The 13,125-nt window shown below is 72.4% G+C and carries 11 protein-coding genes; 4 read left to right on the forward strand and 7 right to left on the reverse strand.

The genetic code is table 11. From position 1 onward, the window contains the following. Positions 1–40 precede the first annotated feature (40 nt). Both SACE_RS19210 and SACE_RS19215 read left to right on the forward strand, forming a co-directional pair. A complete protein-coding gene (locus SACE_RS19210) occupies positions 41–1,606 on the forward strand; it encodes an FAD-binding oxidoreductase (RefSeq protein ID WP_241867867.1) in 1,566 nt (521 codons plus the stop codon). Between the two features lies 1 nt (position 1,607). Then, entirely contained in the window at positions 1,608–2,498 is an 891-nt protein-coding gene (locus tag SACE_RS19215) for a diacylglycerol/lipid kinase family protein (protein WP_009944774.1), read from the forward strand. A gap of 62 nt (positions 2,499–2,560) precedes the next feature. Here SACE_RS19215 and SACE_RS19220 read toward each other — a convergent pair whose 3' ends face one another. Then, entirely contained in the window at positions 2,561–3,187 is a 627-nt protein-coding gene (locus SACE_RS19220; RefSeq protein ID WP_009944773.1) for a winged helix-turn-helix domain-containing protein, read from the reverse strand. A 579-nt stretch (positions 3,188–3,766) separates the two neighbouring features. On the opposite strand from SACE_RS19220, the gene SACE_RS19225 reads away from it, so the two are divergent. Beyond that, a complete protein-coding gene (locus SACE_RS19225; RefSeq protein ID WP_009944772.1) occupies positions 3,767–4,306 on the forward strand; it encodes an NADPH-dependent FMN reductase in 540 nt (179 codons plus the stop codon). Positions 4,307–4,367: 61 nt separating this feature from the next. Here the strand turns inward: SACE_RS19225 and SACE_RS19230 are convergent, their stop codons facing one another. Genes SACE_RS19230 through SACE_RS19240 form a run of 3 tightly spaced genes read right to left on the reverse strand, consistent with a single transcriptional unit; the run spans position 4,368 to position 7,986 of the window. Then, positions 4,368–6,275: an FAD/NAD(P)-binding protein gene (locus tag SACE_RS19230; RefSeq protein ID WP_009944770.1), complete on the reverse strand. Its 1,908-nt coding sequence runs from the start codon at positions 6,273–6,275 to the stop codon at positions 4,368–4,370. Beyond that, the gene (locus tag SACE_RS19235) at positions 6,272–7,039 is read right to left on the reverse strand and encodes an amino acid ABC transporter ATP-binding protein (RefSeq protein ID WP_009944768.1); all 768 of its coding nucleotides are present in this window, start codon (positions 7,037–7,039) and stop codon (positions 6,272–6,274) included. The genes SACE_RS19230 and SACE_RS19235 overlap by 4 nt, the downstream gene beginning before the upstream one ends. After that, complete coding sequence (locus SACE_RS19240) at positions 7,039–7,986, reverse strand: amino acid ABC transporter permease (RefSeq protein ID WP_009944767.1); 948 nt, start codon at positions 7,984–7,986, stop codon at positions 7,039–7,041. The genes SACE_RS19235 and SACE_RS19240 overlap by 1 nt, the downstream gene beginning before the upstream one ends. Positions 7,987–8,490: 504 nt before the next feature. Here SACE_RS19240 and SACE_RS19245 point away from each other — a divergent pair. Next, the gene (locus SACE_RS19245) at positions 8,491–9,408 is read left to right on the forward strand and encodes an ABC transporter substrate-binding protein (protein WP_009944766.1); all 918 of its coding nucleotides are present in this window, start codon (positions 8,491–8,493) and stop codon (positions 9,406–9,408) included. A gap of 177 nt (positions 9,409–9,585) precedes the next feature. Here SACE_RS19245 and ssuE read toward each other — a convergent pair whose 3' ends face one another. From ssuE to SACE_RS19260, 3 genes are all read right to left on the reverse strand, one after another. Then, on the reverse strand, positions 9,586–10,146 hold the full coding sequence (ssuE, locus tag SACE_RS19250; protein ID WP_009944765.1) for an NADPH-dependent FMN reductase: 561 nt from the start codon (positions 10,144–10,146) through the stop codon (positions 9,586–9,588). A 305-nt stretch (positions 10,147–10,451) separates the two neighbouring features. Further along, complete coding sequence (locus SACE_RS19255) at positions 10,452–11,930, reverse strand: aldehyde dehydrogenase family protein (RefSeq protein WP_231849698.1); 1,479 nt, start codon at positions 11,928–11,930, stop codon at positions 10,452–10,454. A gap of 151 nt (positions 11,931–12,081) precedes the next feature. Beyond that, entirely contained in the window at positions 12,082–13,104 is a 1,023-nt protein-coding gene (locus SACE_RS19260; protein ID WP_011874202.1) for a cation diffusion facilitator family transporter, read from the reverse strand. Positions 13,105–13,125: the final 21 nt, after the last annotated feature.

A 13,125-nucleotide genomic window follows, 5' to 3' on the forward strand; every position in this document is an offset into this window, starting at 1 on the left:
CGAGGCTGCGTTGACCGAGTCAGATCTCCCCGTCGTGGACATGCACCCCTACCTGTGGGGCGACCCCGAGCGCGCGGTCGCGCTGCCCGAGGCCGCGGGCGCCGCGCTTGCCCACCTCGGTGCGAGCCCGTCGCCGGAGCCGGTGCAGCCGGCTGACAGCCGCCTGCCCGAGGTGGTGCTGCCGAACCGGGCCCGCGCGGCGATCGAGTCGGCGGTCGGCGCCGAGCACGTCAGCCTCGACCCCGGCGTCCGCGTCGGGCACACCCGCGGCTGGTCGACACCGGATCTGCTGCGGCTTCGATCCGGGGACGCCTCCGACGCCCCCGACGCGGTGGTCTTCCCCGGCACGCACGAGGAGGTCCTGGCGGTTCTGCGGGCCTGCTCCGAGCACCGCGTCGCCGTCGTGCCCTACAGCGGCGGAACCTCGGTCGTCGGCGGCCTCAGGCCGGCGCGCACCGGCTTCGCCGGAGTGGTCGCGCTGGACCTGCGACGGATGGACGCCCTGCTCGCGCTCGACGCGGTGTCTCGCACCGCGACACTTCAGGCCGGTGCGCGCGGCCCGCACGCGGAGCGGCTGCTCGGCGGGCACGGGTTCACCCTCGGGCACTTCCCGCAGTCCTACGAAGGCGCGAGCATCGGCGGCTACGCCGCCGCCCGCTCGGCCGGGCAGTCCTCGGCCGGCTACGGCCGGTTCGACGAGATGGTGGTGGGCGTCGTGCTCGCCACGCCACGCGGCACCGTCGAGCTCGGCAGCGCGCCGAAGTCGGCCGCCGGACCGGACCTGCGGCAGCTCGTGCTGGGCTCGGAGGGCGCGATCGGCGTGATCACGTCGGTCACCGTGCGGTTGCGTCCCGTGCCGCGTGAACGGGTCTACGAGGGCTGGCGCTTCGACTCCTTCGACACCGGAACCGCCGCGCTGCGCCAACTGGCCCAGGACGGCCCGTCGCCCACCGTGCTGCGGCTGTCGGACGAGGCCGAGACGGCGGTCAACATGGCCGACCCGAACGGCGAGCCGGGCGGCGGTTCCGGCGGTTGCCTGGCGGTCGTCGGCTTCGAGGGCGCCGACGTCTCCGCAAAGCGGGAGGCGGTGGCCAGGGTGTTGCGCGAGGCCGGGGGCGAACCGCTGGGCACCGGCCCCGGAGAGTCGTGGCGCGAGGGCCGCTACCGCGCGCCCTACCTGCGCGATCCGCTGCTGGCGGCCGGTGCGCTCGTCGAGACGCTGGAGACCGCGACGTTCTGGTCCGGGCTCCCCGCGCTGCGGACCGCCGTCACCGACGCGCTGACCTCGGCCCTGTCGGCGCAGGGCACCTCCGCGCTGGTGCTCTGCCACATCTCTCACGTCTACGAGACCGGCGCGTCGCTGTACTTCACGGTGGTCTGCGCACAGGCCGAGGACCCCGTCTCGCAATGGCGCGAGGCGAAGCGGGCGGCGAACGAGGCGATCCGCGCCGCCGGAGCCACGATCAGCCACCACCACGGCGTGGGCACCGACCACCGCGACACCTACGCCCAGGAGATCGGGCCGCTGGCGGTCGAGGCGCTGCGCGCGGTCAAGAGCACCTTCGATCCGGCCGGGATCCTCAACCCCGGCGTCCTGATCTCCTGACGTGCGCGCCTACACCGCGCTCATCAACCCCATCTCCGGCGGTGGGCGTGCCGCCGAACGGTGGGAACCGATCGCCCGGCTGCTGCGCGAGGCCGGCGCCGCGGTGACCGTGTGCCCGACCCGGAGCCGCGAGCACGCCGTCGCACTGGCGTCATCGGCCGCACGTCGCGGCGAGATCGTAGTGGCGGTCGGCGGTGACGGCCTGGTGCGCGACGCGGCGTGCGGCGTCGTCGCCGGCAACGGCACGCTCGGCATCGTGCCCGCCGGACGCGGCAACGACCTCGCCCGCACCCTCGGCCTGCCGGACGGCGACCGCGAGCTCGCCCGGCTGCTGCTGGACGCGACCGCCCGGGCGATCGACGTCCTGGAGGTCGGCGGCGTGGTGGTGCCGGGCAACGTCTACGCGGGCATCGACTCGATGGCCACCGCCGTCATCAACCGCAACCGGTGGCTCCCGGGCGCGCTGCTCTACCGGCTGGCGCCGATCCGGGCGGTGCTCACCTGGCGTCCGGCCACCTACACGATCACCGCCGATGGGCGCACGCGCGAGCTGCGCGGCCAGACCGTGGTGGTCGCCAACTCCGGCTCGTACGGTCACGGCCTGCGGATCGTGCCGACCGCCCGGCTCGACGACGGGATGCTGGACGTGCTCGTGGTCCGGGAGGGACGGCTGCACCGGATCGCGTCCTTCCTGCGCGCGGCGAAGACCGGCGCCCACCTGGACCTGCCGGAGGTGGAGGTCAGCACCGCCCGGGAGGTGGCGCTCGCCGCGGACCGGCCGATCCCGCTCTGCGCCGACGGCGACGAGATCGGCACGCTGCCCGCCACGATCCGGGTGCTTCCCGCCTCCTTGCGCGTGCTCGCCCCCACCGCACCACGGCAATCCCGTTAGGACACTCCACAGTGGCCCACGACTGCGGGACCGGACGACACGGCGCCGATCCGGTCAACGTGCTAGCCGGTGGGCAACGCCCGGTTGTTGCTGCCGCCCGCCGCGAGCCAGCGCTTCCCACCTGAATCCTCGGCCCCGTAGTCGATCCCGACGTGGTCGGCACCGTCGAAGCGGTAGCCGACGCCCCGGATCGTGGTGATGAAATCCAGTTCCGGCCCGCACTTGCCGCGCAGCCTGCGGACGTGCACGTCCACGGTCCTGGTGCTCAGCGCCGACTCGATGCCCCAGACCAGCCGCAGCAGCGAACCGCGCCGGTGCACCCGGCCGGGGTTCTCCGCCAGGAAGAGCAGCAGGTCGAACTCCAGCCGGGTGAGCGTGAGCGGTTCGCCGTCGCGCAGCACGACGCGTGACGGCACCAGGATCCGCAGCCTGGGGTTGTCTGCCGAGCGGACGAGCCCGCCCGTGGTTCCGGACTCCGGGACGCCGGCGTCCTCCCAGTGGATGCGCACGTTCGGGTTGGCGGGCTTCTCCGCCAGCGCGCGCAGCTCACGGGTGACGTAGGCGCCCACCTCGTCGATGGCGTGGCGCTGCACCACCACGCGGGCGACCACTTCCAGCACCACGGTGTCCGCCGGGCGCGGGCGGGCCGGGTCCGCACCCCACGGGTCGTCAGGGGAATCGACGCTCATGGCACGGGTCTCCGTTCTGTCTGGCGCGCCGCGACCGCCACGACGCACCGGTTCTCGTGGAACTTCCGAAGAGGCCGGGTTCGGCCGAGGCCGTCCGTCCTGCGGAACGCCGGCGGCGTCAGCGAAAGACCGTCCGAAGTGGACGCGCTGCCGCGGTGGAATGCCGGTCGGACGGCGAGGATGACGGGAGCGTCAACAAGCGGAGGAGGCGACCCGCAACAGGTCCACGTGTGCACGGCGCACGAGCCTCGCTCCCGCAGTCATGAACCCGATGTAACCAGCGCGACACGGGAGCGTCAAAGCGGCCCACCAAGTGGGAACCCTCGACAGGTCCGCGTTGACCGGTCACCGGACCGGTGCTCTACTGCCCGCCATGGCCCCCGGAGCGCTCCTCACCCGCCGGCGCCACGTGGACCACCTCCGCGTGGCCGGTGGCCGCTGTCGGTCCTGACCTCGCCGCTCCCGCACCGCGCCGGTCGAGCGGCAGACGTCCCCGCCGCGTCCCAGCACGCCCTCCCCGAGCACCCGCTTCGCCGGGCGCAGGCCGGAGGGAATCGCCAGTGGAGAAGCCGAACCGCCGTGTCCTCTGTCGTCATCGTCTCCAGCAGCCCGACCGCCGGCTCCCGACTCGAGGCCGTCACCGGTGCGTTCAATCGTGGCCTCCTGACGTCCGGGCACGCGGCGCAAGTGCTCAACCTGCGCGACCTGCCGCAGTCCGCGCTGCTCACCGCGTCGTTCGACCACCCGGCGATCCGGCGGAGCCGGCGGCTGGTGAGCGCCGCGGAGGCGCTGGCGTTCGTGGTTCCCTGCTACCAGCCGGGCGGCAGTCCCGTGTTGCGCGAATGGCTCCGACTGCTGCCGGACCGCGCTTTCGCCCGCGCGACCGTCCAGCTCGTCGGCGTCGGCGCGGTGCGCGGGCACGCCATCGGCCTGGAGCACATCCGGACCCGGATGCTCGTCGAGCAATCCGCGCACGACGCGCTCCCGGTCTGCTTCCTCTACGACCACTGGCTCGACGGCGGCGAGGCGCTGACGCCCAGTGCGGCCGACCATCTCACCTCGAGCGTCAACGCACTCAGCGACGCCCTGACGCCCACGCCACTCGCGACCCTTGCATGAGGGATGCCCACGCCACTGTGGACATTCGAGACATGTGGGATGGCTGCCCGGAAGCTGTGAGTCAGGCGCACGCCCGGTGCGTCTGCTCCATCTCGGCCAAGGTGCTCAGAATCTCGCGCGCCACGGCGTCGTTCTTCCGGAAGCCCGGCGAGTTGGTGTGCGGGCGCGCGAAGGCCGCCATCGCCCGGCCGCTGGTGTAAGGGCCGAGCGCGTAGCGGCGGGGATGGGCCCGGCCTTCGCGGTTCACCACCCGCGCAGACTCCTGGGTCACCAGCAGTCGTCCCGTCACGTGCCGGAAATCCTCCTCCACCAGGGTTTCCTCCACCGCCGCCCCGCGTTCGACCATGTCGCGCAGCAACGCGTTGCGGCTGCGCCGCATGGTCGGCGCGGGAAGCTTCGCCTCGACCAGCGCGCGGGCGCGCACCACGTCGCCGGTGCTCGCACCGCCGGCCTGGAACTCCCCGTCGACGGCACGCACCCACATGCCGGCCCCGACGAACGACAGCACGCCCGCTCGCGACAGGGCGAGCAGCTGCTGCAGGCGCGGGCCGGGCGGCCCGCTGGCGACGTAGTTGAAGAAGCCGTAGAACCAGCCGTCGAGCTGCCGCACGTGCGACCGCGCGCCGAGCTTGTCGAATACCGCCGGAAGCTGGCCGTAGACCGATAGCAGGGCCAGGAACACTCCGAGGTCCGCGCTGTGGCGGGGATCGTCCCTGCGAGCCAGGTCGGCGGCGACGTGTTCTCGCACCGCCGTCTGCAGTTCCTCCTTCCCGCTGAAGGACCTGCCCGCGAGCGGCCGGTCGAGTGCCGGCACGTCGAGCCGGTCCTCCGGCTTGGGCACCGCGTCGGCCACCAGCGCCGCAAGCTCCGGGGAACCCTGCGGGAGCCGCGCGTAGCGCTCTGCGAACTCCTCCCAGCTCGTGGTGACTCGGTCGGGATGCGCGGTGAACAGCTCGTGGTAGTGGCCCCAGCCGAGCTCCTTCTCGATCAGCGGCCACACGTCGCGGCCGAAGTCCGCACCACGCGGCAGCCGCTCGATCTGCTCGGGCCCGAAGAACCTCGGATAGCTGGGACGCGGACCCTGCAGGCCGTAGCCGATCTTCGAGCGGTATGGCACGCCGCGGCGCGAACCCACGTGGATCCTCGGCTCCCGCCCCGACGGCAGGTAGGTCAGCGTGCCGTCGCGCGACCGCCGGTACCGCCCGCCGCGCCCTTCGGTGAGCAGCACCATGAGGTCCACGAACGCCAGCCCGAAACCCCGCATGATCACGTCCTCCCCAGGCCGCAACCGGTCGAGGCCGGCATCGGCGGAGTACTCGGGCGCGAGGTAGAACAGGTCGTGGTCGCGGGCGAACTCGCGAAGCCGCGCGTGTTCGCCGTCGGGTTCGGCGTCCGTGTGCCCCATCGCCAGCACGACGATGTCGGCGAGCAGGTCCGCGCCCTCGGCCAGCCGCACCCGCTGGCGCCCGTCGGGCAGGTCTTCCAGGCCCACCACGTCGTCCTCGTGCACCCGCACCGACACGTTGGCCGGCAGCGAAGAGACCGCGCGGTCGAAGAACCAGGAGAGGTAGGCGCTCTGCACCTGACGGCCCGCGAAGGTCCGCCCGGTCATGGCCCGGACCTGCACGGCGATCCGATCCGGCAGATCGTCCAGCGGCCCAGGCGATCCCGACGCCTCCAGCTCGACGGCCTCGCGGGCCCACTCGCTCAACGACGGGCCGCCGCGGACCGGGCCCTCGCACCGCACCGAGGAGTCCAGGAACATCGTGACGTCCTCGGCCATCGAGTTCATCCACAGCGACTCCGGCTGGTCGGCCCGCCAAAGCCGCCCGGCGCCCGGCGGATGCGGGTCCACCAGGTGCACCGTCAGCGTCCCGGTCGCGAACAGCTCCGGTGCGCTGGCACCGATGCGCTCCAGCAGGCCGGCACCGCGCGGGCCGGCACCGACGACCACCAGGTGGGCGCTCACAGCACCCGGTCCAGGAACTCGCGGGTCCGCCGCTCGCGCGGTGCGCCCAGCACCGCGGCCGGCGAGCCCCTCTCGACCACCCGGCCCGCGTCCATGAACACCACCGAGTCGGCGGCCTCCCGCGCGAAACCCATCTCGTGCGTCACCACCAGCATCGTCAGGCCGCCGACCGCCAGCTCCTTCATCACCGACAGCACCTCTCCCACCAGCTCCGGGTCCAGAGCGCTGGTCGGCTCGTCGAACAGCAGCACCTTCGGCCGCATCGCCAGCGCGCGTGCGATCGCGACGCGCTGCTGCTGGCCGCCCGAGAGCTGCCTGGGGTAGGAGTCCTCGCGGTCGGGCAGCCCGACCAGACGCAGCACCTCGCGCGCGCGTTCGGCCGCGTCCTTCCTGGACAGACCGCGCACCCCGATCGGAGCCTCGACCAGGTTCTCCAGCACGGTCATGTGGGCGAACAGGTTGAAGTCCTGGAAGACCATGCCGATCTCGGCGCGCTGCCGGGCGATCGCGCGGTCCGGCAGTTCGTGGAGCCTGCCGCCGGATTCGCGGTATCCGACCAGCGCTCCGTCGACCTCGACGGTGCCGGCGTCGATCTTCTCCAGGTGGTTCACGCACCGCAGCAGGGTGCTCTTGCCCGAACCGGACGGGCCGATCACGCAGGTGACCTCACCCTCGGCCACCTCGAGCGAAACCCCGCGCAGCACCGGTGTCGCGCCGAAGCTCTTGTGCAGGTCGCGCACGCGCACCATCGCCGAAGCCCCCATCAGGCGGTTCCTCCCTGCCTCGCGGCGCGTGCGGCGAGATCCCGCCACGCGGCGCGCAGCCGCTGCACCGGCGTCGGAGGCAGATGTCGCTCGGCGCCGCGCGCGTAGTGCCGCTCGACGTAGTACTGGCCGGTGGTGAGCACCGTCGTGACGACGAGGTACCAGATGCACGCCACCAGCAGCAGCGGGATGACCAGGTAGTTGCGGTTGTAGATGATCTGCACCGAGTAGAGCAGGTCGTGCACCGCGATGACGCTGACGATCGAGGTGCCTTTGAGCGTGCCGATGAGCAGGTTGCCCGACGGCGGGATGATGGCCCGCATGGCCTGCGGGAGCACGATCCGGCGCAGCACGCGCGACTTGCGCATCCCCAGCGCCTGCGCGGACTCGGTCTGCCCCGCGTCGACCGAGAGGATGCCGCCTCGCACGATCTCGGCGGCGTAGGCGGCCTCGTGCAGCACCAGGCCGATGATCGCGGTGGTCGTCCCACCGATGAGGTTGACGGTGGACACGCTGAACGGCGCCACGCCAAGAACCGGGTACAGCGCGCCGATGTTGAACCAGAACAGCAACTGCACCAGCAGCGGGATCGACCGGAACAGCCATACGTAGCCCCAGCTCAACGCGGCCAGGACCGGGTTGCCCGACAGCCGCATCACGGCGAGCACGGTGCCCAGCAGGAAGCCGAGGACCATCGTCACGGCCGTCAGCCACAGGGTCATCAGCAGCCCGTGCAGCACGGCGGGCGTGGTGAAGTACGCGCCGACGACCTGCCACTGGAAGTTCGGGTTCGTCAGCACCGACCGGACCAGCAGCGCCAGGAGCACCAGCACGACGGCGGCGGCCACCCACCGCGCGCGGTGGCGCAGCGGAACGACTTTCGGCGGTGCGGCCACGACATCGGGGACATCGACGTCGGCGACCGCCCGCAGATGGGAACGGGTCATGGTTTCCTACTCGCGGGAAGGGAAGGGACGGACGGCACCCGCCGCCGTCGACCACGTCCCTCAACGCGGTCGAGCCACCACCGGCCTCGTGATCGACGATAACCCCGCGCACCGCCCGGTCAAGCCGCCGCACGCGGGCCGTCCCAAGGAGTGGCCGCCGTTGACCGCCCCGGCGGTGCGCGGAATTCTCGAACCGTGACCTACCAGCCCCGCTTGGTGACGCGGCCCCACATCGACCTGGGGCTCGTGTGGTCGGCTTCCTGTAGTCGCTGACCGCACCGCTGGTCCCGGCCATCCCTCAGGCGCCCGGCGCTCCGCGTTCCGCGCCGGCCGGCCGACGCGTGTTCTCCTCCTTCCCGCCGCACCACCGAATCCTGCCCAGCGACGCCGTCCGCGAGTGGCCACGTCGTGCCCGTCGACAGATGAGTGGCGGGCTGGCGAGAGCCGCGCTGCCACTCCGCCACCGCTGCTTCCTGAGCCGCACAACCCGAGGAAGAAACTCCGATGAGGACCTGGCACCGACCAGCAACACTCACCGCCGCACTCTGCCTGACCGCACTGCTGGTCGGCGCGTGCGGCACGGCACCGGCGACCACGCCCGGCCTGGACGTCCACGCCGACGTCGTCTCGGCGATCCAGAAGGACGAGTCGATCGCGGCGCTGCTGCCCGAGGAGACCCGGCGCAACGGCGTGCTCCGCGTCGGCTCATCGATCGGAGGTTCGCCACCTGGCGCCTTCTACGCCGAGGACGACGGCACCGCCGTCGGTCAGGACATCGACATCGCCGACGCCACGGCCAGGGTGCTGGGAGTCCGCGTCGAACGCGAGCCCGCGGCGTTCGAGGCGATCCTGCCCGCGCTCGGCAGCGGAAAGTACGAGGTCGGCACCGGCAACTTCGGGGTCACCGAGGAACGCAAGAAGACCATCGACTTCGTCACCTACATCAACGACGGCCAGGGCTTCGCCGTTCGCCGGGACAGCGAGCTGCCACCTGTCACCGACGTGACCCAGTTGTGCGGCCGCACTGTCGGCACGGGGGCGGGCACCACGTTCGAGGCCACGCTCAACGCGCAGCGGCACCGCTGCGCCGAGAGCGGTCGGCCGGAGTACCAGGTGCAGGTGTTCTCCGAGCAGAGCGCGCTCTACTCGGCGCTCAACCAGGGCAAGGTCGACGTGCTGATGAGCACCATCAACGGTCTGCGCTACGGCGTCGCCCAGCAGCCGAACCTGAAGTTCCTCAACGAGTTCCGCCGGCTCGACGTCGGGTTCGCGGTGCGCAAGGGTTCAGCGCTGGCCCCGGCGTTGCAGGCGGCGGTGAACAAGCTCATCCAGGACGGCTCGTACAGGCGCGTCCTGGACAAGTGGGGCACGGCCTCGTCGGCGATCCCGGAGTCCCGCACCAGCCCGCCCGAGATCAGGTGAGTCGAAGCCGTGCAACGGAATCGAGGCCGGGGCGCTCGCCCCGGCCTCGATTCCGGTTTCCCCGTCCGCAAGTCTCAGAGCCTGTCTGGTGTGGGTGGCGGAACCTCAGGCGCCCTCTGGCTCCGGACTCCTTTTCCCACGTATGCCGCAACGCAAGGTGAGTGCAAAGGCAGGCACTCAGGCCGACCGGCCCAGCACGGTCTCGTGCGGCACCCCGTCCAGCGCCTTGCGGAACTGCGCGAGCACGTCTTCCAGCGGCGCCGCGCTGTCGGCGTGCAGGGACAGGTCCTCGTCGAGGCCGAGGATGTGCTTGTCGAGCAGGAAGAAGCTCTGCACGACGTGCCGGGGCCCCAGCGACTGCACCACCGGGCGCAGTCCGTAGTCCAGCGCCAGCACGTGCGCGACGCTGCCGCCGGTGGCCAGCGGCAGCACGGCCTTGCCCGCGAAGCCGAACTGCGGCAGCAGGTCCAGGAACACCTTCAGCAGACCCGAGTAGGCCGCCTTGTAGGTCGGTGTGGCCAGGATGATCCCGTCCGCCCGCTCGACCTGCGCCACCGCGGCGGCCACGTCGGGGTCGGCGGCGTCGGCCGACAGCAGCGGCCGGGGCGGGAGCCGGCGCAGCCGCAGGTGTTCGGTGGCGATGCCCTCGCCGGCCAGGCGGCGCGCGAGGTGGTCGCCGACCCGCTCGGTCTTGGACGTGGCGGACGGGCTCCCCGAGATGATCAGGACGTTGGACACGCGTGCTCCTCTGATTCGCTGAAGTTCGCCGCGGCCCCGCGCTGCGGACGACCGCGCGGTGTCAGCGCACCGGTGAACGCGCGTGAGCGTCGCGGGGACCGCGCCGCCACGTCGCGTGGCGGCCGGGTTCAGGTCAGTCGCGACACGCCTGGCTCGACACGCGGAGCTGGTCCACGTGCCTGCGCCTGGTGCAAAGAGCGGAAGTCATCACGCGCCTATCGTCACCAGCACGGGGAAACGGTGTCAACACAACCGCCGGGCGTCCCACGAGCCGGACGGCACCCGCGACGTTCGTCCTAACAGGATCAGCTCATGTCGTCGTCGGCGACGGACCGCACGGCGACCGTCTTGGTCCGCGTGTAGGCGAGCAGTCCCTCGAAGCCCTTCTCCCGGCCGAAACCGGAGTTCTTGACACCTCCGAAGGGCAGCTCCACGCCACCGCCCGCGCCGTAGGTGTTGACGAAGACCTGTCCCGCGTCCAGTTCGCGGGAAATCCAGTGCGCCCGGCCGACGTTGCGGGTCCACACCGCGGCGACCAGACCGAAGTCGGTGCCGTTGGCGATCCGAACCGCCTCGTCGAGGTCGTCGAACGGGGTCACCGCCAGCACCGGGCCGAAGACCTCCTCGCGGGCCAGCAACGAGTCCGGGGCCACGTCGTCGACCAGCGTCGGCTCGAAGAAGTACCCGTCGTCCAGGCCGGGCCCCTCGGCCACCCGGCCGCCGGTGACCAGCCTGCCGTCCCCCGCGCCGTCGCCGACCAGCCCCGCCACGCGCTCCCGCTGGGCGGCCGAGATCAGGGGGCCGAGGTCCGGGTCCTCCAGCGCCGGGCCCAGCCGCAACGCCCGGAAGCGCTCGGCGATCCCGTCGACCACCCGCCGGTGGATGTCGCGGTGGACCAGCAGCCGCGAACCCGCGGAACAGGTCTGCCCACCGTTCTGCACGATCGAGTTGACGATGGTGGGCAGCGCCAGCTCCAGGTCGGCGTCGTCGAACACGATGTTGGGGCTCTTGCCGCCGAGCTCCATGGTCGTCGGCACCAGGTTGCGGCCCGCCGTGGCCGCCACCAGCCGCCCCACCTCGACCGAGCCGGTGAACGCCAGGTGGTCGACCGGGGCGGCGGCCAGCGCCGCGCCGGCCTCCTCGCCGAGACCGGTCACCACGTTGAAGCAACCCGCGGGCACCCCTGCTTCCAGGGCGATCTCGGCGAGCCGGACGGCTCCGAGCGACGCCTCCTCGGCGGGCTTGATCACGCAGCAGTTCCCGGCGGCCAGCGACGCCGCGGCCGAGCGCGCGGTGATCTGCAGCGGGTAGTTCCAGGCCACGATGTGCCCGGTGACACCGTGCGGCTCGCGGTGCACGAACACCTGGTTGTCGCCTACCTGCGGAACGACCTCGCCGTGCAGGGCCTCCACGACAGAGCCGTAGAACTCGAAGTACCTGGCCGCGGCGGCGACGTCGGCCCGGCCCTGCCGCAGCGGCTTGCCGGTCTCGGTGCTCTCCTGGACCGCCAGCTCCTCGGCCTCGGCCCGGATGCGCTCGGCCACGGCGCGCAGGAGCGAGCCCCGCTCGGACGCCGGCCTGCGGCGCCACCGCCGCTGGAACGTCTCCCGGGCGGTCGCGACCGCGCCGGCGACCTCGGCCGCACCGCACCTGGCCAGTCTCGCGACGACCGCACCGCGCGACGGGTCCACGTCGTCGATCCAGCCCTGCCCGGGCATGCGGTCGGCGCCGATCAGCGCGCTCACCTCGGCCGGGCGGGCGGGGGACGGCAGCAGCTCGGTCACGTAGGTACTCCTCACACCGGGGACGTCCCCCTGCACGATGTCATTCCGCGGGCCGTGATTCCAGCGCCGAGCCGATCTTGGTCGCCGTACCGAGTCGGCCGGCCGCAGCGCTCGGACTTGGTCAGGTCTGGCGCGAACTGCGCGGCGAGCCTCAGCCGCCGGGCTCCCGGTGGTGGGCGACCACGTCGTGCGCGGGCGAATCCGCCGGGTGCGCATGGACCACCACCGCACCCATGCGCGGCAGGGCGTGCAGGAGCCGGTGCTCGGCCTCGTGGGCGATACGGTGCGCCTGCGCCAGGCTCAGGTCCGGGTCCACGTCCAGCTCGGTCTCGGCGTGCAGGCTGTGGCCGACCCAGCGCATCCGCAGCCGACCGACACCGCGCACACCCGGGGTGCCGGCCAGCGCCTCCTCCGCGCGCCGGACGTCGGCGGGGTCGACCGCGTCGAGCATGCGGCCCAGAACCTCCTTGGCCGCCCCCCTCAGCACCGACAGGATCGCCGCGGTGATGAGCAGTCCGACGACCGGGTCGACCCACCACCAGCCCAGCGCCGCACCACCGGCCGAGAGCAGCACCGCGAGGCTGGTGAACCCGTCGGTACGGGCGTGCAGGCCGTCGGCGACCAGCGCGGCCGACCCGATCTGCCTGCCGACCCGGATTCGGTAGCGGGCGACGAGCTCGTTGCCCGCGAAGCCGAGCACACCGGCGGCCGCGATCCAACCGACGTGCTGCACCGGCTGCGGCTCGACGAGCCGCCGGACCGCCTCCCAGCCCGCCAGCACGGCCGAGACGGCGATCACCAGCAGGACGAGCAGTCCGGCGAGGTCCTCCGCGCGCCCGAGACCGTAGGTGAAGCGCCTGGTCGCGGGCCGCCGCGCGAGCAGGAAGGCCATCGCCAGCGGCACCGCCGTCATGGCGTCGGCGAAGTTGTGCAGGGTGTCGCCGAGCAGCGCGACCGAGCCGGTGAAGGCGACCAGCACGGCCTGCCCGGTCGCGGTGAGCACGAGTACCCCGCAGGACAGCCACAACGCCCGCATCCCCTTGCGGCTGGCCTGCATCGCCCCGTCGACCATCTCCGACGAGTCGTGCCCGTGCGGGGTCGCGGCGCGCCGCAGCCTCGCCAGCCAGCCGTGGCCGTGGTGATGACCGTGTCCGCGGCTGTGTTCGTCACCCACCACACGACCTCCTCGGGACTC

Source organism: Saccharopolyspora erythraea NRRL 2338, from assembly GCF_000062885.1.
GTDB lineage: Bacteria > Actinomycetota > Actinomycetes > Mycobacteriales > Pseudonocardiaceae > Saccharopolyspora_D > Saccharopolyspora_D erythraea.